Raw genomic sequence first — 24117 nt, 5'->3', positions numbered from 1 at the left:
TAAACCGAACCACGGGCTGCACCCGTGGCTGATATATTACGCCCCTTTAGGGCTAGTAAAATAGGATCTTAGTGAGTCGTTTTCACCAATTCTATCACCCAAAACAAGACCTATTGCATACCTCAGGTTTAACTACTGCCCTACAATCACTTGACTTTGGGCACTATTGGCTTCCCCATCGATTATCAACACCTTTAAGGAACCTTCATCAGCTTTTTCCCGGTCAATGGCGATATTGACCCATTGTTTGCCAACACTAAGGTTAGTAGCTCCTGTTCCTTTATTTAAGGAAATTTCATTTCCACTTACCCAGACCTTTGCCTGATCAACTCCAGTTAATTTTAAACTGAACTCCCCAGCTTTTAGGATATTTACTTCAAATTGAACAAGACTGAATTTTTTGTCATTGTTGTCTGTAATAGTAGGGATATCACTTAAAGGTAAATCGCCAGCTACTTTGCTGTACAGCCCTTTTGGCATTTGGCTTAAGTTATTGCCAGGCAGGCTTTCCCAACCATCCACTCCGGCATCTTTGCGCAACACCTTGAATTCAGTTGCAGCTTTCCATCGTCTTACCAATTTTTCATTGGTAACCCTGAAATCTCCATTGCTTCCCAGTTTGGATAGGTAACTGACCAAATTAATGAAATCTTGTTTTTCAAGACTTGCCGTAATCCCTGCCGGCATTAAAGAACCGGGTACTTTCTCCAGGCTCTTTATTTGAGATTTAGGGATACCATTTTCATTTCCTGCCATGTCTCGAAGGACAACCTCTCTGGCACCATCATTGATCAAATAGCCCATTAAGATACCGCCATCATTTTTTGTTATTTTTTGTAACTCAAAACCTTCTTTGATGGATTCTGTGGGCTCAAGAATAGATTTGATAATATTGTCCACAGGGAGACTTGTACCCAAAGAACTTAAATCCGGTCCCAATTGGCCTCCGGCACCACCTATTCCATGGCAGTTTTGACACATCATTGATTGTCTCCTGTAAATGGCTTCACCAATAACCGGATCGCCCAACGTTTTTACTTCCTGTCCAAGGGCATAGATTTGACGGTTGTCCAATTGTTGGGGCATTTTTTCGGGAGGTAAAACCCCTCCTGAGGCTTCTAAGGCATCTTTAAGCTTTATTGCAGCATCCTTGGTTCTTCTATGCAAAGGGAGTAATTCTTGCATGGCCTTTCTGCCGATTTTTGCCGTTTCTGATGGTATTCCCGTGCTGGACAAGGTGTTTGCCAACACTTCAGTGGCATTGTTGGAAGAAAGGAAAGCAGCAAATAAGTTTCGGGTGTCAGTATCCGATGGCTTTTTTGTAAGCAACACAATGGCAGCATCGGCAGCCTTTTCTGGTGCCGTTTTTACCAATTGAGAGATGGCCAATACGCGGATGCTTTCGTTTTTATGTGTTTTAGCCATAGTAAGCAATACTTCCTGACTTCCTTCATCGTCTAGCTTGCCCATGGCCTCCATGGCTGCTTTTCTTACCTCCTCATTACCGGTCACATTTTTTTGTAAAAGGAGATCCAATAGGTCCGCTTTTTTCCACATGCCTACCAATTGCAAAACTTTAACTTCTACAGATTCATTGGCTTCCTTTAGCAAAGTTCTCAATTGAGAAGAGGTATGCTGTGGTTCAAGTTTTCTGGCTGCAGCTGCTTTGTAAAGTATTTCCAGGTCTTCTAACTGGTTTTCGGTATTAGCTAATGCAGGATTGATTACTTGAAGGTAAATTTTGGTTAAATCTTCTGCTGTCCCATATTTAGCCAATTTTTCACGTACCAATTCCAGGTATTTATCCGGAACTTTATTGCTGCTGTACAATTCAGCAAGCAGAGAAGTAGATTTCGGGTCACTTACAGTGTTCAATGCGAATATGGTTTTGTCCATATCACCAAAATAAGTGGGGTTCTTTAAGACTTCAGGTAGCCATACTGGACTTAAATTATTTACCGTATGCCACAAGGCAAAGTCCAGGTTAACATCCATTGTTTGATCCAATGCTGACAATGTCGCAACGGTAGCTTCCATTGTTTTGAAATTCGCGATTCCAACAATAGCCTCTAATCTTACCGTTGCGTGGTTGTCTTTTATCGCGGTGACCAGTAAGGATTGCGTTTCTGGGATGTTTTCTTTCCAATGCACCAATACCCTAATCGCCGCTGCTCTTGCTTCCGGATTTTGAGCAGTTAAAAGCTTTTGCAGTAAAGGTACATTCACATCGCCAATGGCCTGGTGTATCCAAAGTGCCTCTAATAAATGGTGCTCATACTCGGTATTTGAAGTTTCAAGCGCAGCTATCCATTTGCTTAATGCATCCTTTACTTCCTTTTCGTCTTTGTTCTTGAGGATTAATTTTGCCTGCAATCTTTCCCAGTTTTCTTCAGATTTTAAGGCTTCTAATAATTCGGGAATGGTTTTGTTCTGCAAATCAGGGTATTTAACCAAAGGGCTATCCTTTTTAGTTATACGCCATATTCTACCATGCTGTTGGTCCCTTCTGGCATCGAAAAAGTCAACTTCTCCATGTTGAATGATAGGGTTGTACCAATCTGCTATATATATCGCGCCATCAGGCCCCATTAAGATGTCTACAGGTCTGAACCCTATATGATCAGTCCACAATAAATCATCGGCTTGCTTGGAAACAAAGCCGCTTCCTTGCTCTTCTAATACGAATCGATTGACCCGGTTGGCCCTAAAATCATTGGTGATAAGACTTCCTGACAAAGCCGCTGGCATGTGCGCGCCTGAAATAATATCCAGTCCGCTGTGTTTTGGTTGACCGGGATTTAAACCACTTAAAATGCGTTCAGCTCCAGGGGCAGTTAAAAATGTGGCGCCAGGAAAGGCATAATTAATGCCTTCTCTACCAGCTCCATCGGTGAGGAAGCTTTTACCCCATTTATCAAATTGCAATCCCCAGGGATTAACGAGCCCTTTTGCAAAAACTTCCAATTGCTGTGTTTTGGTATTGTATTGCCAAACACCACCACCTTCTAGTCTGCGTATACCATAAGGTGTTTCTACATGACTGTAGATGTAGATGGATTGATTGAAGTACATTAAGCCATCAGGGCCCCAGCGAAAGGTATGGATCAGATGGTGGGTGTCACCAGTTCCAAAACCAGAAAGGATCTTTTTAGTTTCGTCTGCTTTGCCATCTCCATTGGTATCTTTTAAATGCAAGATTTCTGTTGAGTTGGCCACATATACACCACCGTCTCCTGGGAGAAGGCCAGTAGGAGTGAAAAGCCCTTCAGCAAAAACAGTCGATTTGTCTGCTATTCCATCCCTGTCTGTGTCTTCTATGACGAGGATTTTATCATTGGCAGTTTCACCCGGTTTCAGGTGCGGGTAAATGGTACTGCTTACCACCCATAACCTGCCCTGAGCATCCCAGTTCATTTGAATGGGTTTCACGACCATTGGGTCTGTTGCAAATAAATTGACTTCAAATCCTTCTGCTACCTGAAACCTGTCCATTTGGTCTTGAGGGTCAGGAGAGGGGATATCCCTGAGCGAATTTTGGCCATGTGCCGAAATGCTTGTTATTAAGAGTAGAAGTGCCAATGAAATTTTATTCCAGAGGAATTGGGTTGATTTCTGTTGCCTAATAACCTTTTTAGGCAAGCATTTTATATAGGATATTGATTCTAAGATCATCGTATTAGTGACAGTTTCAGTAAAATGGTTCAATTGATATAGGTCCAGTATTTATGGCAACCGTTCCAGTAAATATTGAGTACTTTGTTGTTTTTTGGTCTGATTGATTTGATCGTCCAACCAAAGAATTAAAGCATCCAATGCCGCCAGGCCTTCCTTATGTCTGCCTTGTTCGTAAGACCTGAAACCTATGATATAGGTTCTGTTTTGAGGCCGGTATTGGTGGAAGTAGGTTTTATCCTTTTCTCTTATCAATTTCAGCAACTGTCCAGACTGTTGTGAGGAGGCACTAGGATGTAATGTGATTCCTTCTTCCCAGTCATTTCTTGACCCTACGGCCTGAAGTTCGCCTCCGATGGATAATGTATAAGTTCCTTTCTTCAAACCTTCTACTGTAATTGTTTGACCATTCAATTGCGTTTTTGAAACAGGTGTTGAACTTGCTTGAATTGTACTGTTAAATGAAAACCCTTTGGATTTATCTATTATCGTAAGGTTTTCTGTTGTCACATTACTTTCGATAGTGGCTGTGGAAGCATCAATTCTAAAGGAAGGAATTTCAGTTGTAAGCTTCATTTGATCCATTATGGTTTCAGCAAGAAGCAAATACCCCTCTTCGTTTAAGTGAACACCGTTATTTTGATAGTGCTTTAATTGGTCGGGGATATTGAATGCATTAAAAACATCAATAAAAGCTAGCGATCTACTTTTAGCGATTTCGGCAATGGCCTCGTTGTATAAAATTAACCCTTCATTTCTCTTTGCCAAAAGCGCTTCTGATCCTGCGATTGCTTGAGGGATGGTAGAAAGCAAAACAGGTTTAGCAGCCAAGGCTTCCACACTGTCAAGCAATTGGTTTAATCCTGCTTTAAAATGGGCCAAGCCAGAAGCACCATCCTGCGCTTCAACATTACCATAGGCTATAATCATCCAGTCAGGGTTACTGGCTTTTATTTGAGAAATAAGCAATTCATAGGGGCCAGGAGGGCTGGTATAATAGCTTCTTGCCTCACCAAAAACGGTGTCGCCTGACCAGCCCAGGTTTCTAAAGGTGAGGTGTTTTTCAGGCCAATAATTGGTTAAACGGTATTCGAGGAATCCATACTCCTGTTCATTTTCAATCAGTGCGTTTCCCAATAAAACAATCCTGTCCCCATCTTGTGGGCTAAATGTCTGTTGGGAAAATACAGCGGAATGGAAAAACACCGAAAATAAAAGAAAAATGTAATGTCTGTTCATGAAGAATTTTTGGGTAATAGCGGATATTATTAAATACAGGCTACAATATAAAGAGGAAGTAAGATTAGACAGGTATTTTCATTTATTAATTATATCATTGGTTGGTTTATTAGACCAATGGTAGCTAAAAATACTTGCTGAGGTAGCTAAGAAGGTTTTTTTAAAAGCGTCACTAAGGGATTTCCTGTGTTATTATATCTATGAATTAAGGCCCATTGTAGAGGCGGATTATTGGTGATGGGGTGATTTTGTGATGTAGTGATATAGTAGAGGGTGTGGATAGACTTTGGAATCGTGGTATATTGATAGCCTAGTGCTTAAGCCCTTGTAAGAAAATGATATTCCCTTCTTGATTTTGGCGGTATTGTTGCCTATTTCTGCAAGAATGCTGACAAAATCGCTACGCTTTCAGGAGAAGTGTTCCCATTGATGCTATCGTCTGATTTTCTTGTAATTGCAACAAGACCAAAGATCCGACAGGAAATCCATTTTCCGCATACAAGCTTATTTATAAAAATCATACATATATTTGTGTCTGAAAGTCGCTACGACTTATATTGATCTATACAAATCCCTTTAATTAATGAGTGCATTCCTAAGTGCAAGGCCAGCCAGTTTTTCCCGCGTTACCATTACCGAGCTTATGATACCCTCTTTTGCTAATTTTGGTGGCAAAATTCATGGAGGTATTTTACTTTCTATGATGGATAAGGTCGCCTACACTGCTGCAACCAAACACAGTGGCGCTTACTGTGTAACCGTTTCAGTAGATACGGTTGATTTTTTACAACCAGTGGAAGTAGGAGAGTTGGTTTCTCTAAAGGCCTCCGTAAATCATGTAGGCAACAGCTCTATGATTATTGGAATCAAGGTGATCTCGGAAAATGTTAAAACAGCAGTGGTGAAACATACCAATACTTGTTATTTCACCATGGTGGCAAAAGGGGAGGACGATAAACCAACGCCGGTGCCCCCCTTATTATTAGAAACAAGAACGGATGTCAGGCGATTTGTGGAAGCGATTAAAAGGAAAAAGTACAAAAGTGAATACGGAGCGATCCTTAAAGAGTTAAAACGTACCTGGGATCAGGAGGTCATTTCGACCTTGTTAAAAGACCAGCGATGTGAGATCTCAATGGATATTAAATAAATTATTCCTCTTTATCAAAAACCAGAAAGTGCTGGATGTTCAAAAATTGGCCATTGGTAGTCAATTTGAATCCATTCGCTTCCAATTCTTTCTTTACCTGCTTGACGGTCATTTTATGCAACGGCTTTATGGCCACTTTAGGATCCTCTCCACGGTATTCAATAAGCAATAACTTACCCGTTGGTTTTAGGGATTTTTTTATGTTTTGAAGCATCTCTTTTGGGAATGCCAACTCATGGTAAACATCCACCATAATTACCAAATCTAAGGTGTTTTCAGGTAGGTTAGGGCTTTTTTCTGTTCCCAGTACTGTTATTACATTGTCTGCTTTTTGTTCAGCGGCTTTATTGTCAATGTAGTTTAAGGCCTCTTGCTGAATGTCTACTGCATATACTTTACCTGCTGGTACCCTTGCAGCAATGCGAAAAGTATAAAAACCAGAACCTGCCCCCACATCTGCCACTTTGCTGCTCTCATTAATAGGAAGATTGGCAATGGTCAGTTCCGTGTTTTCTTCCTCCGAACGACTTTCTCTTTCCAGCCATGCCACGCCATGAAATCCCATGACATGAGAAATTTCTCTTCCCATGTATACTTTACCAATTCCATCTCTCGATGGCTCCTTTTGGGAATAGTCATTGCCAGTTTGTGCAGTTACTTCTCCGAATAGGTAAAGGGAGAATAAGGACAGAACAATTAGTAGGTGTCTCATGGTTTTAACAACGTTATTGTTGATTGGTTGTTTAATTTAACCATAAATACCTGAATGTGCCTCTGATATTTTGCAAATAGTATCCCAAAAGTCATGATCCTAAAGGAAATAGAAGGAAATGTGGAAGGAGAAAGTGGAGTTTAAAAATGAGAAGATACATAAGGAAAAAAGGGTAGCAGATGGACTTCAGAAGCGATTTGATATATGAAGTTTATTGTCAGCAAAGAAGCGAAAAGTGGGACAATGATGAACAAAGCGAATGAATGGCGTAAAAGCCCTTCTGGGTGTTATTTATTGTTAAATTTATTCATAAGTAGCTCTATTTAATGGGATTATACAAATATATCCAAATTTTATAGTTAATTTGACGTGTAAATAAAAATAGGATAAGACCTTTCATTAAAATATAAAGTCATGATTAAAATGGTATTTGTTTTTGGAATCTTTTTATCTTCATCGGTAGCTTATGGACAGGGATTAATTATCCGCCATATTCCCCATTCAATACAAAGTAACCTGGATGTACTTGAAAACCTAAGCTATAGCACCCTTAAGTTTGAGACATCACTTGGCCATAAAGTTCCAGCACTTGAGTCAAATGTTAGTGATAATAAATTGGAGGAAGATTCAAATGTATCCATTTTAGACTCTTCAAAGGGTTTTTCTTCCAATATACCTGTCAAAGATTTCTCCAAAGATTTCCCCTCCAGAATGCCTATGTTTGGCAAGATACCAGTGAAATTTGGGGTTCAATTGGAGGGTATAAAGAAATAGTTTTATTCTTTCGTTAGGCTCTAAATGGCCCCATGAAATACTTTGTCATCCTAACAGCATCCATTGTGTTTTTCACAGGGTCAATTTTGATGGTTTATTTTCTATGGAACCTTGAACAAGAATGGACATGGAAAGTTTTAATGATTATCTGTCCAACTTTTTGTGGATATTTAATTATCAAGAACCTCCAAAACTATTCAAAAATTCAACAAAACAAAAATCATCTCCAGGTCTCAAAATTGTTCAGCTCTCGAACTTATAACCTGAACGATCTCACATCTTGGACTGAGGAAACCAACCTTTATCGTGTGAGATACAGGAAGATGAAACTTACATTTCCTAACACTCAGTTAACACTGGTCGACCATGTAGATCGAAGCAATATTGAACAACTTTATCATTTTTTGCGAACTCACGACAAGAGCCGTATGAAGAAAATTTAACGGGAGAACAACGAAACTTAAAAACGAAAAGTCAAGAGAGCCGAACAGTCTGTAAATGTATGTCACTACTGCCTAACCTCCAGTTTTAGCGTAATTGGACTGTGATTTCTGGATTTGAGAATTTGTTTGTTGAAGGAAATCTTTTGGCGACAAAGAAGCCATAAAGGGGACGATGATGAACAAGGCGGATGAGTGCCTTAAGAGTCCTTCCATCCGTTATTTATTGTTAAATTTATTCATAAGTGGCCCTTTTTAATGGGGTTAAAAGAATATATCCAAACTTAATAGTTAATTTGACGTGTAAATAAAAATAGGATAGGACCTTTCATTAAAATATAAAGTCATGATTAGAATTGTATTTATTTTTGGAATTGTTTTTTTATCAACTGCTTCTTTTGGACAAACCCTTCGTTATCCCTACGAACAAAGTGATTATTTTTCAAGGATTGACATCCAATCAATTAAAAAGTTTAACCCGGAATTATTTCTCAATTTTGAAGAACCCAAAGTTGAGTCATCCATTAGGACTACTGAAACGGACAAGGTTGAGTCAAACGATAATGCTGAAATTAGGACTGACGAAACTGAAGAAGAATCAAATATGCCCATAATAGACTTATCAAAGAATTTTTCTTCCAATATGCAAGTGAACGAATTCTCAAAGGATTTCCACTCTAATATGCCTATCGTTACTAACGTGCGTGTGGGGTTTTCGATTGAATTGGATGGTATAAAGAAATGAAATTCAAGAAGAAATTAAGGCAGCTAAACCTCTAAAATAAAAGCGCCTTAAGCTTTTCTAGCAGCGGAAAGGTTTTCTTATGGCTGTTTAACCTTCAAACGCAATAACACTTCACATCTGTTTCGTTGAACCCGTAAATTCATGGGGTTTTGGGGATTCAATAGTCAAACTATTGAATAATCAGTGGTAAAAAGATAGGGAAATATTACAAAAATTCTTACTTTTATTACAAACTCAATCTTTTATGAACATAGCAAAAACCTTAGTATTATCTGTATTGATGTTTTCAGGTATTTCTTTTTCTATCAAAGCCCAAAGCTTTGAGGATGGAAAAGCCATAATTGATCTGATTGCCAGCTATGCACAGGCAAGAGAAAGCATCGATACAGTAATGCTCAAATACATTATTACGGAAGACATGGATCAGTTGGTGTCCAGCGGGGAGTGGCGGCATGGAATGAAAGCTGCTGTTAAAGGCATGGCAGCTAGTTCAACCAGCAATCCTGGTGATAGGGTTTTGAAAGTAGAAAGGGTGCGTTATTTGAAAGAAGATGTAGCATTGGCAGATGCGAGATACACCATCAAAAATGAGGATGGTACTGACCGAAAAATGTGGAGCACTTTTGTTACCATAAAAAGGGGAAACAGTGGAAAATAAGTGCCATTCGAAACATGAAACCTACAGAGTAGTATAGGCTTTCGAAATCTAAGTGTTTTAATAGACTTGATTGATTCAATCCGTCAAAAAATATCCTTTACAAGAAAGCAATAATTGCATTAAAAATATCATAAAAATAGCGGCCAATTTCTTGGCCGCTATTGTTTTTTTATCCTTTTACTTCATTGACTACCTCGATGGCTTTTTTCGCCATTTCTTGAATTTTAGCGTAGTTTTTATCTTGAAGCAATTGTTTACTTACCAATTTACTGCCCATACCTACTGCACTTACTCCAGCTTTAAACCAAGCCTCAACATTGTCCTTGTCTAAAGACACGCCGCCTGTTGGCATAAAGATTAGATTTGGGAACAAAGATTTGATGCCAGCCATAAAGTTGGGTCCTAGCATATCACCTGGGAACAATTTGATCATTTTAGCGCCTAGGTTCTCTGCTCTGATAATCTCAGAAGGAGTCATACATCCAGGAATCCAAAGCATGTCGTGCTTGTCAGCAACTTCTACTACTTCTTCAACAAGTCCTGGGCAAATGATAAAATCAGCTCCTGCCTCAATATAAGTTGTGGCCATCTGCGCATTTTTAATGGTACCAATACCCAACAACAAATCAGGCATTTCGCTGTTCCTTAGCGCAACCATTTTCGTGAAGTTGTTCAAAGCTGCTTCACCTCTGTTGGTGTATTCTACCAGGCGAATACCTGCCGCATATAGGGCTTTCAAAACTTCAAGGCTAACAGTTTCATCCGCATCAAAATAAAGGGGAAGAATGGCCTGATCGGTTATTTTCTTAAGTATGGTTTCGTTTTTAGTCATCTTGATAAGATTAAAGTAAATTACCCCGGAGAATTCCCGGGGTAATTTTTATAAGTTATTGATTTATAGCAACTTTGTGCTTGTCGTTAAATTTTAACTTTAACAACCATTTTCTTAATAATACCCTCGCCAATCATAGGCGAATGTACATCTTCAGGATACAGGATAACAAATTGTCCTGGCTCCATACCGAAATACATTTCTGGTTCGTCCACATAAAAAGACACATCCTTCTCAGGATTGTATGCCCCTTTTACTTCAGTACACTTTTCTCTCGGTTTCCATCCAATGCTTTCTTTTCCTTTGATTAAAACTTGAATGTCAATGTGCTTGTCATGGCACTCAAATTTCTCATTGGATTCGGCTTGGGTTTTAGCGCCTTTTTCAAAAACAGCAGCTATTAAATTATCCCCATCGATGACATATTTGCCTTCTTCCATTTCATCCAAATTACTGGAAGCAATGAATGCAAACGCTTTTTCAAACAATGGATGCACGCTATTGTATCTTGCGGCATTGGATAATGTATCAAGTATCATGGTTTGTCGTTTAGCAGTTACTATCGTTGAACTCTACCACTAGCATCACCACCCATTAGTACTTCTACCTCTGCAAGTGTTGCATGGTTCATGTCACCAGGGAAAGTATGTTTCAATGCTGAAGCTGCAACAGCGAATTCAGTAGCACCTTCAAGACCCATTTCCTGAATCAAGCCATAAATGAATCCACTTGCAAATGAATCACCACCACCTACACGGTCAACGATTCTAATGTCATATTTTTTAGAATGATAAAATTCATTACCATCATATACCAATGCACTCCATCCATTGTCAGAAGCACTGTAGCTTTCTCTAAGGGTAGAAGCAATGTATTTGAATCCGAATTTTTCTTTCATTTGTTTGAATACATCTTTGTATCCATCAAGGTTCAACTCACCTTTGGTCACGTCAGTTTCCTTACTGTGGAAACCCAATGTTGTTTCAGCATCTTCTTCGTTACCGATACAAACATCAACATACTGGCAAAGTCTGCTCATCACCTCTCTGGCTTTTTCCTTGCTCCATAATTTCTTACGGTAGTTAAGGTCAATACTAGTGGTAACACCTTTTGCTTTGGCTGCTTTAAGTGCTGCTTCAGTCAATGCTGCTGCTTTGTCACTCAATGCTGGAGTAATGCCAGTAGTGTGAAACCAAACAGCACCTTCAAATATTTTATCAAAGTCAAAGTCAGAAATTTCAGCCTCTGAAATGGATGCATCAGCTCTGTCATAAACTACTTGAGAAGCTCTCATAGATGCTCCTGTTTCAAGAAAGTATATGCCAAGTCTCTTACCACCTTTAGCAATATATTGTGTGTCCACACCGTACCTGCGCAAGTGATTGATGGCTGATTGCCCAATTGGATTGTCGGGAACCTTAGTCACGAAAGTGCCTTCCAGCCCATAATTGCAAAGGGCTCCAGCCACATTCGCTTCACCGCCACCATAGGTTATGTCAAAAGTATCAGTTTGTACAAAACGCTTAAAATCAGGGGTAGAAAGGCGAAGCATTACCTCACCTAGAGTAACTACTTTTTTGGACATGATTGTTTTATATGTTTAATGATTAATTGAAATTCTTTTATTAAAAATCTTTAAAGGGACTTTTTAATGACATTATTGCTAAAAAAGCCCTTTTCAAGACAAGATTACTGCTTAATTTTCTAAAAACCAAATATATTCATTGCGCTACAAAGGATCTAATTCGCTATCAATTACATAAATTTATAGCATTTAATGCAAGGAATGAGTGTTAATCCAATATCCCAAAATCTTCTTATTAGAAAAATGAATCAGACCTGCAATTACCTACCGAAAGGGAAGGGAAATAAGCCTATTTGTAGGATTAACCAATAAGTGAACCAATATTAAGTCTAGGTCATGTTCAATTTCTCAATGGAAAATTGAGCTTTAGAGGCTAGTTTCTTAATGGTTTGTCAAAGTTTACCTTGAGTAGCTTACGTGCTTTTCTGAAATCGATGTACTCAGCCAATTGCTCAAAGGACAAGACCTGGTATTCATTTTTACTCAAAAAATCCAGGTACCTCAGGAACATCTCTGGAGGCGTGTTAACCCAAGGATGTTCCAAATCAGGCACACCATGAATCGTTAAAACAACAATTTGCCCATCCTTTGCCTGTGCCAAGGCTTCCATCGTTTCCGCTTCATTTTTTGAATCAGTCGCCCAACTTGGGATAAGATAAGGGTGATCTTCTAAGGGCTTGTAGGTTCTTTTACCTCCCGCCCGAGCCAATAAGTAATCTTTTTTGTCCAAAGCCTCTAGGACGATCTCACTCATTGAGTAGCCCGGATAAGCAAAACTTATCATCCGTTTAATTCCTAAGGAATCACATTTAGCTTCTATATAGTTTATCTCCTTTATAACCTCTTCTTCAGATAACTTTCCTACAGCAGCATGATTGTGCGTATGGTTGGCCACTTCAAAACCCATTCTGTCCAACTGCTGCATTTGTCGCCAGTTCATGTACTTGGTACTGTCCGAAAAGTTAGGAGGAAACTCACAGACGAAAAAGGTAGCGCCAAATCCTCTCTCCTTTAATAAGGGGGCAACATTTGAATAATGGCTGGCGACACCATCGTCAAAAGTCAAAACAACTGTTTTATCTGGAATAGGTTTCTTTAGTATTTGCCCGTTTACTGGCAAATGAATCAGCAAAAAGAGCATCAAAGTGCAAACCTTTAAATAAGGAAATACTTTTGCCGATAAAACAGAGCTGAATTGAATCCTACTCATTTTTTGTTTTCCTGAGAAGCTCTATACCTTAGTTGCATGCCTTGCAAAAAGTTTCTCAAAACCTGGTCCCTACATAGCCTGTATTGGGCTTGTTCAGGCTTTCTGAAAAATGCGCTAATTTCATGCTTGCTCATTTCTCTGCCTGCAGAGGCCAAAATCTCCATAACATCTTCATTCTGAAGTTCAAAGGCAATTTTTATCTTGCGAATAATTTGATTATTGGTCAGTCTGCTTTCAGGAATAGGCTGTGCACCTTCTTTCTTACCTCTTTTATAATTGATCAGCCCGTTTAAAAACACGGCCAATTTAAAGTCATTGATGGGTAAAGCATCCGGATCATCATCTCTTTTGAGCCAAGCGCTAACTTCTGTACGGGTCACTTCTAAATCAGCGAGACCAAAAATTTTAATCATTTGGTCATCCCCAAAATCAAAAGTATATCTTAAACTTCTAATAACATCATTGTTTTGCATAGACCATAAAGGTAAACAATGACTTTGAAAAAGATTTAAAGTTTTAGAGACTAAAAACGTTTTTATTTAGAAAAACCGAATAAGAAGGTTTATTTGTCAGGTTTTTTTAACTTAAGCCTATGAATGGAGAAAATTTCACATTGATCACCGGAGCCAGTATGGGAATAGGCAAAGCTTTTTCCAATGCTTGCGCAGCAAGGGGAATGAACCTTGTTTTGGTGGCCTTGCCAGATGGAGAGTTAGCAGCCGTTCAAAAGGAGATTTTAGCGACATGGGAGGTAAAAGTGCTTGTTTTCACCATTGACTTGACAGAAGAGGATGCGGTTAAACGCTTGTATGATTTCTGCATAGAAATGGACCTGACAATCGATGTACTGATCAATAATGCAGGCATTGGAACAGGAGGTAGGTTTGAAAATATAGGCTTGGAAAAACAGCTGAAGGTCATTGATTTGAACAACAAGGTCCTGGTCAGAATGTGCCATTATTTTTTACCGCTGCTCCAAAAACAGGACAAAGCCTATATTTTAAACATGAGCAGTATGGAAGCCAATTTGCCTTTGCCTTACAAAGCGGTCTATACTGGATCTAAAAACTTTGTTTATGCTTTTAGTCTTGCGTTAAGGGAAGAGCTTAAACGAGGCCCGGTTTGTGTCTCGGTGGTCTGTCCTGGTCCGGTTGTGACGAATGCAGAAGGCTTAGAGCGTATGAAGGCCCATGGAAGTCGGGCAAAATTAGTAGTATTGATGCCAGATGAGGTGGCTGAGATAGGTCTAAAATGTTTATTGAAGGGCAAAACCATAATCATTCCTGGCAAAATCAATTGGGTATTAGTCAAACTGTCCCGTCTTTTTCCTACTGCCACTAAGATGCGGTTATTGGAGCGCTTGTTTCGCGTATACAATACGCATTAACTTATATTCTCAAAGTAATCGCTTATTCCACATTGCTTACAACTTAATGCCCAAAGCCTGTCAGCATCAGTTATAGAAGCTGCTTTTTTTGAAACTGCTTTGGGCTTGCATTTGTCCCAATATTGTCCCGATTGGCCTTTTATCATTTCATCGGAAGCCAAGAAAATGGATGTAGCCGCACCTTCGGCAGGCGTTTTTCCTGTTAGTCTTCTTAGTTTCCACATCAAACCATGAAAGGAAAAGGTATGTTTCAAGCCTATATCTGTTTTTACCAAGCCAGGCTGAACGGCATTGATGCTCAGTTTTTTATCAGGGTTTAATTGATCAAATGCTCGAGTGAACAATACATTGGCCAACTTAGATTGGGCATAAGCCCGCAGGCCATGGTAATTATTGGTCAGGTTGACATCTTCAAAATGAATTTTGCCATGAAAATGGGAATCCGAGCTGACCGTTATAATTCGTGGATCTTCTGACCGTAGGAGTAAAGGCAATATTAAATGGGTCAATAAAAAAGGGGCGAGGTGATTGATTGCCCACTGTCGCTCTATTCCATCTTCGGTCAACACCATATCCGAATACCAGCTTCCTGCATTGTTAATCAAAACATCAATCACCTGGTATTTGGCAGCAACTTCTTTGGCCATGCTTCTTATTTCCTTTTGGGAACTTAAATCAGCTATGGCATAGTCTAGGTTGGCTTTCGGATATTCCTGCTTTATTTTAGACATTGCCGAGTTGGCTTTTTCCTTTGTCCTACATACAAGAATTACTTTATAACCTTTTGCACAAAGGGCTTTGGCGGTTTCAAATCCTATTCCTGAATTGGCTCCGGTTATAAGGCAATTTCTATTGGTCATTTTGGTTTAAGTTAGGCTTGAGTTAAATTTTATTGTAGAATAAATTTATGCCAAATGAAATACAAAGCATTTATATTCAGTTATTTATTACCATTTAAATAAAGTTTAACTTCATTGACCCTCTTTTAATTTTTCTTCGCTTCTATAATTACCGGATGAAGGTCATAGGTAGGGTAGAACTCAGTAGAGAAGGCTCCCCAGACACTTTTTTCTACAGCAACATTGAGATTTCTTAACTCGCTAGCAGGTATTTTTAAAGTAACCACCTGACCAATGCCCATCATCACGTACCAATTGATTACGCGAGCAGAAGGAGGAGGGAAATTCTCTAAAAAATCCATTTTTGTTACGGATCTCCGTCAACTCTTCGATATTCTTGTCCTGATGATGTTTCATCATGATGGTAATCATAATGCTGTCTGAAGGGGTAGAAAGGGTTTCGGTTTGTCCCTGACTGAAACCAGGTATCATCAGAAACAAGATAAGCAGGGAAAAGCCCCATATTGATTTGCTACTTAAGATCTCCATTTTTTGGTTTATTCGGAATTTGTTCATGTTAGCCAATTTAGTTAAATACAGTGAAATACGAATAAAATAATGTGGAAATTGGTCTTGCATGATTCTAGAGAAGCCTATCGGGAAGAAACCTGTAAGCCTAATGTTGATTTTATTCATAGTAAACAATAAACAATCGATGGGGTAATTGCCAACTAATTTTTTGATGCAATTCCATTAAGTGTATTAAATAGCATTTGCTAAAAATTCTTTTGGGATAATTCATAATTTAAAAAGAGCCCATCGTACTTGATAGTTCCATAGGATGATGATTCATAAATGGTATCAACGTTAATCGCATCTTCGATGTGAAAAATAATTTTATCGCAAACAAAAGAACCTGCATCAGTAGTGACATTCACATTTTTATCAATGACTTCATACCTTCCAACATCATTGTTGTTATTGCCTTCCCAGATGGTGCCTATGGCAGGGTCATTTTTCCTGAAAATATTATTTAAAGGGTCATCAGTAGCGGAATTCATTTGGGAAATATTATCTCCACAGGAATACCATATATTTTCTATTGGTTCAGAGATGAGGTCTGAATTAATCGATACTTTAAACATTCCCGGCTCCAAAGGTTCAGCTATTGTTACAATCATCTCAGCATCAGCCATGAAAAATGATTCCAGTTGGTAAGTCCATTGATTTCCTTCTTTCATATAAGGGAAATTATCATTTTCCCCACAAACTCCTTCTTCAGGTTCATTATCATCTGAAATACAGGATAGGTTGAGGCTTGAAATAAGTATAATTGCCAAAAATGGCATTCCAATAATTGTATTTTTGAAACGCATAATAAATGTTCTTTATTAAAAATAGTTTAACAAAGCCCAATATTAAAGATTTAATTTTCAATTTTTTTAGCCGGAAATAAAAAATAATTGTTCTAGTTTTAAAACTTTAGTCTTAAGAGGGTGATATTTTAAATCAGTCCCATTAGAAATTTAAGTTTTTTGATTTATACAGAAGGGTTGAAATATCGCTTTTTGACCTCCTATGATTGCTTCCTTTGGAAATTCCTAAACTTTCAGGCAATCTGATCCAATTGAAGAACTAAAAGAATTCAAAGTTTAATATAGTCAAATGAAAAAACTTAGTTAAAATTGAATGGCTTTAAAAAATGAAGTATAGTTGGCTTTTTTTATTTTTATTTGTCAGGAGCAATTGCCACAAATCCCTTGATAAACCATGCTTATACTTAAAGCTTTAAAACCACCTGGAATGTTTGCCTGAGGGATCTTAGATTGGGTGAGACAGAAAGTTTCATTGCATTTTATACAATGAAAATGGATGTGTTGATCTTTAGGTTCACAGGCACAGCCTTCTTCACACAAAGCATACTTTACAGCACCTGTCCCATCTTCAATGCTGTGGATTAATTTCTTCTTTTCAAAGGTTTTAAGAGTACGGTACAAGGTGGCTTTGTCTGCCCGGTCAAACTTGCTTTCAAGGTCATTAAGACTCACCGCTACATTGGACTCTACCAATTTTCTTAAAACCAATAACCTCATGGTAGTCGGTTTTATGCTTTTTTCTTCAAGTTTTACCTCCAATTCATTTCCCATATTTCCTTTTGATTTTTTTGACTCAAATGGACCAATCATCTTCTACTGATTAAAAGTTAAAATTAAGTTAATTGGTTCCAGCTGAGGTGCTGGCAATAATCAACTTTTAATCTGAATTATGCAATGGCAATTCAAATTCCATATCAAAATACTTCCCCCAAAGGGCGCCTGGTTACCAATCCTATATTTCTGTATCTAATTATTAGGGATTATTGATTAATTTAATGATCTCAAAGTCTTTGTAGGAACCACATTAAGGTTTAAATAGGTTAGGGGAATTTAAAGGAGACAGCAATTGAAGCTTCCACGAGAAAAGCCATATATTGTATTAAAAGTAAACAATTAATCCATGAAGGTTGAATTTAAAGATCAGATAAGTACTGTCGAGGAATTGAGGGAAATCCTTGGTTACCCGAAGGAAATGGTACAGAAAAAAGCGATCAATTTTATAGATGCGCATTGCAGAGATTACATTGCCAAATCCCCTATGCTTTTATTAAGCACTTCTAATGAAGAGGGAAAATGTGATGTGTCACCAAGGGGCGATCCGGCAGGTTTCGTAGCCATCCTTGATGAGCGATACCTGATCATTCCTGAAAGGCCTGGGAATAAGAGATGCGATTCATTGGTAAACATTCTCTCAAATCCTCAAATCGGCCTTATTTTCATTATTCCCGGACTCAAGGAAACCTTAAGAATCAATGGAAAGGCCTTGCTTACCCGTGACAAGGAATTACTGGAAAAACATCAGATCAATGGCAAGTTTCCTGAGGTAGGTATCGTCGTGGAAGTTGAGGAATGTTTTATTCATTGTGCAAAAGCCTTTTTAAGATCCAAATTGTGGCAACCTGAAACCTGGCTGGAAAAAGAGGAGCTTCCATCAATTGCCAAAGTATTGGCAGATCATATAAACTCTGAGAATTTTTCATCCGAAGAAATTGAAACAGTACTTAAGGAGAGCTATTTAACGCGGTTGTATTAACCTTTCACTAGTGTTTGTCTTTTGTAGGAATCTGATATTTATTGAATGAAGCGTAGAAAATTTTTAAACCAAATGGGAGCGGGTACTATGCTTGCCTCACTGCCCTTAACTTCTCTGTCCTTTAAAGCCAATGCTGCAAATGGTAAGAATGCTCAAACATTGCGTTTTGGACTAGTGGCTGATGTACACAAAGATTTGATCCCGGATGCTGATCAACGGCTGGAAGAATTTATAGACAAGGCCATCTCAAGAGAGGTGGACATGCTGATACAATTGGGTGATTTCTGTATGGGGGAAAATAAAAACAAGGGGTTTATGGGCATCTGGGAAACCTTCAAAGGTCCAAAATACCATGTCCTCGGCAATCATGACATGGACCGGAATTCAAAGCAGGAAATGCTGGATTTCTGGGGCATGCCAAAGACTTATTATTCCTATGACTTGAAAGGAATCCATTTTATAACGCTGGATGCTAATTTCCTGTATCAGGATGGGAAATTCATTGATTATAACAAAGCCAACTTTTATGTAGAAGATTCCCTGCGCACTTATATTGACAATGAGCAGATCGAATGGTTTAAAGCAGACCTTGCTGCCACAAAACTACCTACAATTGTACTTTCTCACCAAAGCCTTTGGCATCATCAATGGGGCGTGAAAAATAGGTTGCGGATTCAGGAGATAATGGAAGCTGAGGCAGACAAAGTCATTTGCTGTTTTAATGGTCACAATCACATTGATTTTCATCGCCACCTGAATGGAATTGATTATATAGAAATCAACAGCATGTCTTACCAATGGATGGGAGAGAAGTATAGCAGTTTGGATAGGTTCCCAAAGGAGCAATACGAAAAGTACCCAAACTTACCACATATTGCAGCCTATCAGCATCCTCTTTATGCATTTGTCACCATTGATCCAGCAGGAACGCTTATGGTCGAAGGTGTTAGGAGTCAATGGATGAAGCCTTCCCCCTATGACTTAGGAATGCAGGAAGCCCAGTATGGGAGTGTCTCTTCAGCAGAAATATCGGACTATAAAGTCAAGTTTTAATTTTAACATGAGAGAGACAATAGGTTTTCTATTATGTGATGGAAACGCTTCCCCTGTATAATGATCTTTTGAGGCTGATAAAAGTCCGGAAATCCTATTTCATAATTCCGTCTAACTCCTTTATTCAATACAGAAATTCTCCTGAATTAATGGAAGTTTGATTATTTCGAATATCCGAGCCCCAAGCGGGCGAAATAGCATAAACAAGGGTGTCAGCACTTGGTGAAAAAAATGAGCACGACACGATTTTGGGGGTATTGTTGCTTTTTTTCTGCAACAATGCTGACAAAATCCCAAGATTCAAAAAGTTACTTTCTGCTGAGGACGTAGCATCTGTGTTCAACGGCCCCTAAAAAAATGACAATCGTTTTTAATTTAAATAAATGGTGACAAATCAAGGCTCTTTTAGCACTGATTTGTCACCATTGTTTTATTTACCTGGCGTAGATATTTAATTTCCGCATGTTCCAGGGTTTGTCGCCTTCTTCTAAGCTTTCAATTTTTAGAAATTTGGCTTTTGAATTATTGTCCCAATTGATGGTGTTGCTCCCTTGATTTCCTTTAGCCTGAGCCACTTCAATCCATTGTTTACCATCTAAAGACACCATAACTTTGTATTGCCCAGATTTCATCTCTTCTCCAGATTCAAAAGCCAATTCGGTAAGGGCAGCAGCCTTTGGCAATTCTATTTGAAACCAACTGCCATTTTTTAAGTTTCCATCGGTTTTCCAACCTTTAAAACCAAAGACATAAGAGGGATCTCTTGTAGAGCCTACACCTTGTAAGGAAGTACTGCTCGCAGTTACCTTCCAATTGTCTTGAGGGGCAAGTGCTTTTGGAACTTCAGCTACCAACGCATCGTATTGGTAATTTCCATCCTTTTTCTCGGTTTCTTTACGGATTTTTGCTACATATTCTGGACTTACAAAGCTTCCTGAATTCCCGAATTCATTTCTAATATAAGAGGCTACAGAAGCGATATATTGGTCATCATTGCTATTCATGGCAATCATTACCCCTTCGTATTCCTTTCCTTCAATTGCTCCGGTTAGCCCATGGAGAAGTGTCTTGACGATGTACTCAGGATGACCTTGAATTCGTGGCGAACCAGAGAATGCTGGTGCAATTAATTGACCTCCAGCAGCACCAGTAGGTGTTCCAAGCCCTTTTACCCCATGACAGGTTGCACAGTAACTGTCAAAAATGGTTTTCCCTTGATTATATAACACAAGGTCAGCTTGGGAATACTTGGTTTCGGCCAGCTTTTTTGCTTCAGCTATATTTTCCAATAGCTGCTTGGTAACCAATTGAACCCCTTTAGCTTGATTGGACTGATTGGCTTTTTTAAGCATTTCTTCAAAACCAGTAATTTTCAATACATAAGCACTTTGTAGCGCTTGAATGACTACTGAAGGTTCAGCATCCAGCGTCATTTCTAAGTAAGACTTCTCAAGGCTTTTCTCTCCATATTTGTACAAGGTTTCGCTGGCTCGTAGTCCTTGAATCCTGATATTTACACTTTTATCTGCAAAGAAGGACAGTACAAGGTCTTTTTTAAGTAAGCCCAATCCTTCTAAGGTCCATAAGGCATGGATTCTAGCCAGTTCATTGGTAGAACTTTTGGCCATTTTTATTAAATCAGCAGCCACAGATTGGTCTTTTCTAAGAATTAAGAGTTGTTGGGCTTTGTCTCTCCACCATCCGTTGGGATGTTCCAGGTGCTTGACAAGTTCAGCAGCACTTTCTTCAAACATTTTAGGCTTGTTTTTGTCTCTAGACATGCCTTCATAACTTACCCGCCAAATCCTTCCGTTTTCTATGACATCGTCCATTTGGTACTGAAGAATTTTTGTACGCAAATAACTTCCGTCTTGGGTCCAGTTTCCTTCCTGGATAATCCCACGGTACATGTCTACGATATACAAGGTGCCATCAGGAGCGGTAGCCATATCTGTTGGTCTGAAAAATGGATCTGTAGATTGGATAAACTCTGATTCTATGTCTAAATATTGATTTTGAATAGAGGTAATTCCTTCCTTTTTATCAGAATAAACCTGTCGAACGATCCTACCAACTGGCTCTCCATAGAAATACTGGTTGACCAGTTCTTTTGGCAGTCTGTCTCCTCTAAAGACATCACTTCCAGCAGCACCGGTAACATTATTCAGTGAGCCATCGGGTTTCGTTTCCCTCATGCCAGGTTCAAAATCTGCTAACCTAACCAAACTGAAAGGAAGTCTAAAATCTTTTTGGAACTCCTCCTTTACGTCGTAATTTCCATAAACAATGGGGAAGTTAAAGTTTCGCGGAACTCCGCCTGCACCATCCTGAAACCAAACCTGCCCATAATTGTCCTGAGTCACTCCCCATTGGCCATAAGGATTGCCCGTTGGTTCCTGAATAACGCCATCAGGTGTCCATCGAATTCGTTTGGAGTTATAGGTACTGTACATCCAATTGTCCATGGCCCAGGTCAGGAAGCTGGTTTGGTGTTCTACATTACCGGATCTACCCAATCCAGTAGCAAACAATTCTTTTTTATCCGCTTTCCCATCATTGTCGGTATCGGTGTATTTGTAAACTTCGTCTTCGTTAGATTCCATTGACAGAATAGTGCCTGGTCCAAATGGAACAACAAATCTTGGAAAGACCAAGCTGTCTAAAAAGACAACTCCCTCTTCATAAATACCATCATTGTCTTTGTCTTCCCATCTGGAAATACGGCTTGTAGGCAATAATTCACCAACCGCATCAATGTCTTGCATGTAGCTTCTTAATTCAAGTACATACATTCTGCCATTCCCATCAAATTGGATGGCCGCTGGCTCTTTGATTTGTGGCTCTGTCAGAATTGGCGTCATAGAATACCCGGGTTGAAGAACGAAAGTCTTTTGTTCTTCATTGGCAGACAATGGAACCAATGGGGCCAATGGGCTTAGGTCAATGCCTTTCCATCTTGGCGAAGTTAGGTCTGCTGATTCAGGAATCGGAACTTCAGGAAAGGGAGCTTCCGTTCTTTTTGGGTCGAGTCGCTCTACAGGTGAAATATCTGTATAAGACTTTTCTTGGGTGCAACTGAATAGAAGAAGGAAGGAAACACCTAGACTAAGGAGTGGTTTTACTGACGAATGCATCAAATTTTGATTTACTACACCTGTAAAGACAAGGTGTATAGGTTACGGTGATTTGGTATTATAAATTAATACCTTTGGACGGTATTAAATTTAAAGCGACAAAGTATACTATATTTTTTAAAATATCGGAAGATTAAAAAATAATTTTTTATGGTTTTATTCTTACTAGTAATAATTTCCTTTAAATTATGACGAAATCTGTTTTTCGCCTAAAAATAGAGTATTGCATTAGTAAAATCAGCCCTTCTTAAATCATTTGTTTTATAATAGGGACACTTTAATACTCCAATCAAATGCTATTAGAATATCAAATAGCGGGTTATGTATTTAATGCTTCTTGTTTCACCACCAAACAATCAACCTTTCTTGTCTCAATTTTATTTTCCATGAAAAAACACCTCAATATTATTCTTGCCTTATTCTTTTTAACCTCCTGTTCCGAAGAAAATGCCTATTACAACCTTGATGATTATGCTAAGGTCAAAAAGACAGATGTTCACATTCATATAATGTCCGACAGGCCATATTTCGTGGAAAAGGCCAAGGCTGACAATTTTCATTTGGTGAATGTTGCCTTGGAAATAAATAAGGGATGGGACGATGTTTATATCAAGTACAATTATGGAAAGAAACAACAAGCACAAAACCCTGAAACTGTTGATTTGGTAACCTCGTTCGCTGTATCAGATTTTGATGATCCTGCTTGGGAAGAAAAAGTAATTTCCTGGTTAGACAGCTGTTTTGATGAAGGAGCAGTGGGAGTGAAGGTTTGGAAAAATATAGGCATGGTATCAAGAGATACTGCAGGTAATTTAATTGCCATTGATGATGTCAAGTTTGACCCTATTATCGATCATATTCAGAAGAGGGGCAAAACCTTAATGGGACATCTTGGAGAACCTAAAAATTGTTGGTTGCCATTGGACGAAATGACTACCAATAATGATAGAAGTTATTTTAAAAAGCATCCAGAATACCATATGTATCAGCATCCTGAGATGCCTTCTCATGAGGATATTGTCGCTAGCCGTGATAGAATGTTAGAAAAACATCCTGACCTTAGATTTCTAGGTGCCCATATGGGGAGTTTGGAATACAGCGTAGACGAATTGGCCAAAAGGTTTGAGAAGTATCCAAATATGGCAATAGGGCTTGCCGCCAGAATGGGGCAGGTTTATTACCAAACGGTTGAGAATAGAGAAAAGGTCAGGGACTTCTTTATTAAATATCAAGACAGGATTTTATATGCCACAGATTTGGCAGACAATGACAACATGACCAAGGAAGAACTGGAGGCCAATATGGAGGCTGCATGGAAAAGAGATTGGGAATACTTTGTTACAGACAATGAGATGGAGAGTGATTTGATCAATTCCTCCTTTCAGGGGATTAAATTGCCAAAGGAAGTTGTGGATAAGATTTTCTATAAAAATGCCAATACCTGGTTTGCCTTGAACCCTTAAAAATTTATGGGCGCCAGTAAAAGCTGTTTTGAATCAAATCAATTTCTTGAATTTTATTAAATCAACTAAGTTTAACAGAAATTATAACCCAAATA

At 38.8% G+C, this 24117-nt stretch carries 22 protein-coding genes; 8 read left to right on the top strand and 14 right to left on the bottom strand.

Annotation, left to right across the window (positions count from 1 at the left end):
- Nucleotides 1–132 precede the first annotated feature (132 nt).
- Together ADICYQ_RS12395 and ADICYQ_RS12390 are read right to left on the bottom strand one after the other, a co-directional pair.
- Nucleotides 133–3579 (bottom strand): PVC-type heme-binding CxxCH protein, encoded by a 3447-nt coding sequence (locus ADICYQ_RS12395; RefSeq protein ID WP_020890148.1) that lies wholly within the window; start codon nt 3577–3579, stop codon nt 133–135.
- 144 nt (nt 3580–3723) lie between these two features.
- Nucleotides 3724–4911: an SGNH/GDSL hydrolase family protein gene (locus tag ADICYQ_RS12390; RefSeq protein ID WP_020890147.1), complete on the bottom strand. Its 1188-nt coding sequence runs from the start codon at nt 4909–4911 to the stop codon at nt 3724–3726.
- Nucleotides 4912–5494: 583 nt separating this feature from the next.
- On the opposite strand from ADICYQ_RS12390, the gene ADICYQ_RS12385 reads away from it, so the two are divergent.
- The gene (locus ADICYQ_RS12385; RefSeq protein ID WP_040416014.1) at nt 5495–6061 is read left to right on the top strand and encodes an acyl-CoA thioesterase; all 567 of its coding nucleotides are present in this window, start codon (nt 5495–5497) and stop codon (nt 6059–6061) included.
- Between the two features lies 1 nt (nt 6062).
- On the opposite strand, the gene ADICYQ_RS12380 is transcribed toward ADICYQ_RS12385, so the two are convergent.
- Nucleotides 6063–6773 carry a class I SAM-dependent methyltransferase gene (locus tag ADICYQ_RS12380; protein ID WP_020890144.1) on the bottom strand — a complete coding sequence of 237 codons (711 nt, stop codon included), beginning with the start codon at nt 6771–6773 and terminating at the stop codon, nt 6063–6065.
- Between the two features lie 414 nt (nt 6774–7187).
- Between ADICYQ_RS12380 and ADICYQ_RS12375 the strand changes: the two genes are divergently transcribed.
- The 3 genes from ADICYQ_RS12375 to ADICYQ_RS12360 all read left to right on the top strand — a co-directional run bounded on the left by ADICYQ_RS12375 (nt 7188) and on the right by ADICYQ_RS12360 (nt 9390).
- Entirely contained in the window at nt 7188–7547 is a 360-nt protein-coding gene (locus ADICYQ_RS12375) for a hypothetical protein (RefSeq protein WP_020890143.1), read from the top strand.
- A gap of 786 nt (nt 7548–8333) precedes the next feature.
- Nucleotides 8334–8732 (top strand): hypothetical protein, encoded by a 399-nt coding sequence (locus ADICYQ_RS12365; RefSeq protein ID WP_020890141.1) that lies wholly within the window; start codon nt 8334–8336, stop codon nt 8730–8732.
- Nucleotides 8733–8976: 244 nt separating this feature from the next.
- The gene (locus tag ADICYQ_RS12360) at nt 8977–9390 is read left to right on the top strand and encodes a nuclear transport factor 2 family protein (RefSeq protein WP_020890140.1); all 414 of its coding nucleotides are present in this window, start codon (nt 8977–8979) and stop codon (nt 9388–9390) included.
- A gap of 169 nt (nt 9391–9559) precedes the next feature.
- Here ADICYQ_RS12360 and ADICYQ_RS12355 read toward each other — a convergent pair whose 3' ends face one another.
- The 5 genes from ADICYQ_RS12355 to ADICYQ_RS12335 all read right to left on the bottom strand — a co-directional run bounded on the left by ADICYQ_RS12355 (nt 9560) and on the right by ADICYQ_RS12335 (nt 13490).
- Entirely contained in the window at nt 9560–10222 is a 663-nt protein-coding gene (locus ADICYQ_RS12355; protein ID WP_020890139.1) for a bifunctional 4-hydroxy-2-oxoglutarate aldolase/2-dehydro-3-deoxy-phosphogluconate aldolase, read from the bottom strand.
- Between the two features lie 86 nt (nt 10223–10308).
- Nucleotides 10309–10761, bottom strand: coding sequence for a NanQ anomerase/TabA/YiaL family protein (locus tag ADICYQ_RS12350; protein WP_020890138.1), 453 nt, complete (start codon nt 10759–10761; stop codon nt 10309–10311).
- A gap of 20 nt (nt 10762–10781) precedes the next feature.
- Nucleotides 10782–11807 carry a sugar kinase gene (locus ADICYQ_RS12345; protein ID WP_020890137.1) on the bottom strand — a complete coding sequence of 342 codons (1026 nt, stop codon included), beginning with the start codon at nt 11805–11807 and terminating at the stop codon, nt 10782–10784.
- 373 nt (nt 11808–12180) lie between these two features.
- Nucleotides 12181–13017, bottom strand: a complete 837-nt coding sequence (locus ADICYQ_RS12340) for a polysaccharide deacetylase family protein (RefSeq protein ID WP_081652343.1) — start codon at nt 13015–13017, stop codon at nt 12181–12183.
- The gene (locus ADICYQ_RS12335) at nt 13014–13490 is read right to left on the bottom strand and encodes a YehS family protein (RefSeq protein WP_020890135.1); all 477 of its coding nucleotides are present in this window, start codon (nt 13488–13490) and stop codon (nt 13014–13016) included. Before ADICYQ_RS12335 ends, ADICYQ_RS12340 begins: the two co-directional genes overlap by 4 nt.
- 119 nt (nt 13491–13609) lie before the next feature.
- Between ADICYQ_RS12335 and ADICYQ_RS12330 the strand changes: the two genes are divergently transcribed.
- Nucleotides 13610–14404: an SDR family NAD(P)-dependent oxidoreductase gene (locus tag ADICYQ_RS12330; RefSeq protein WP_020890134.1), complete on the top strand. Its 795-nt coding sequence runs from the start codon at nt 13610–13612 to the stop codon at nt 14402–14404.
- Here the strand turns inward: ADICYQ_RS12330 and ADICYQ_RS12325 are convergent.
- The 5 genes from ADICYQ_RS12325 to ADICYQ_RS12310 form a co-directional block, all read right to left on the bottom strand.
- Complete coding sequence (locus ADICYQ_RS12325) at nt 14401–15264, bottom strand: SDR family NAD(P)-dependent oxidoreductase (protein ID WP_020890133.1); 864 nt, start codon at nt 15262–15264, stop codon at nt 14401–14403. The genes ADICYQ_RS12330 and ADICYQ_RS12325 overlap by 4 nt on opposite strands.
- Before the next feature lie 125 nt (nt 15265–15389).
- On the bottom strand, nt 15390–15605 hold the full coding sequence (locus tag ADICYQ_RS12320) for a hypothetical protein (protein ID WP_235114603.1): 216 nt from the start codon (nt 15603–15605) through the stop codon (nt 15390–15392).
- 5 nt (nt 15606–15610) lie between these two features.
- Entirely contained in the window at nt 15611–15766 is a 156-nt protein-coding gene (locus ADICYQ_RS28580; RefSeq protein ID WP_235114600.1) for a hypothetical protein, read from the bottom strand.
- A gap of 253 nt (nt 15767–16019) precedes the next feature.
- Nucleotides 16020–16619 (bottom strand): hypothetical protein, encoded by a 600-nt coding sequence (locus ADICYQ_RS12315; protein WP_040416008.1) that lies wholly within the window; start codon nt 16617–16619, stop codon nt 16020–16022.
- Nucleotides 16620–16979: 360 nt separating this feature from the next.
- Entirely contained in the window at nt 16980–17390 is a 411-nt protein-coding gene (locus tag ADICYQ_RS12310; protein WP_040416042.1) for a Fur family transcriptional regulator, read from the bottom strand.
- Nucleotides 17391–17739: 349 nt separating this feature from the next.
- Between ADICYQ_RS12310 and ADICYQ_RS12305 the strand changes: the two genes are divergently transcribed.
- Together ADICYQ_RS12305 and ADICYQ_RS12300 are read left to right on the top strand one after the other, a co-directional pair.
- Nucleotides 17740–18372 (top strand): pyridoxamine 5'-phosphate oxidase family protein, encoded by a 633-nt coding sequence (locus ADICYQ_RS12305; RefSeq protein ID WP_020890127.1) that lies wholly within the window; start codon nt 17740–17742, stop codon nt 18370–18372.
- Between the two features lie 45 nt (nt 18373–18417).
- Nucleotides 18418–19425, top strand: coding sequence for a metallophosphoesterase family protein (locus ADICYQ_RS12300; protein ID WP_040416005.1), 1008 nt, complete (start codon nt 18418–18420; stop codon nt 19423–19425).
- A 434-nt stretch (nt 19426–19859) separates the two neighbouring features.
- On the opposite strand, the gene ADICYQ_RS12290 is transcribed toward ADICYQ_RS12300, so the two are convergent.
- Entirely contained in the window at nt 19860–22559 is a 2700-nt protein-coding gene (locus ADICYQ_RS12290) for a DUF7133 domain-containing protein (RefSeq protein WP_020890124.1), read from the bottom strand.
- Between the two features lie 386 nt (nt 22560–22945).
- Between ADICYQ_RS12290 and ADICYQ_RS12285 the strand changes: the two genes are divergently transcribed.
- Nucleotides 22946–24022, top strand: coding sequence for an amidohydrolase family protein (locus ADICYQ_RS12285; protein ID WP_020890123.1), 1077 nt, complete (start codon nt 22946–22948; stop codon nt 24020–24022).
- The last annotated feature ends 95 nt before the right edge of the window (nt 24023–24117 follow it).

This window comes from Cyclobacterium qasimii M12-11B, assembly GCF_000427295.1.
Lineage (GTDB): Bacteria > Bacteroidota > Bacteroidia > Cytophagales > Cyclobacteriaceae > Cyclobacterium > Cyclobacterium qasimii.
Note: the sequence above shows the minus strand (reverse complement) of the source record. Positions and strands in the feature narration are given on the sequence as shown.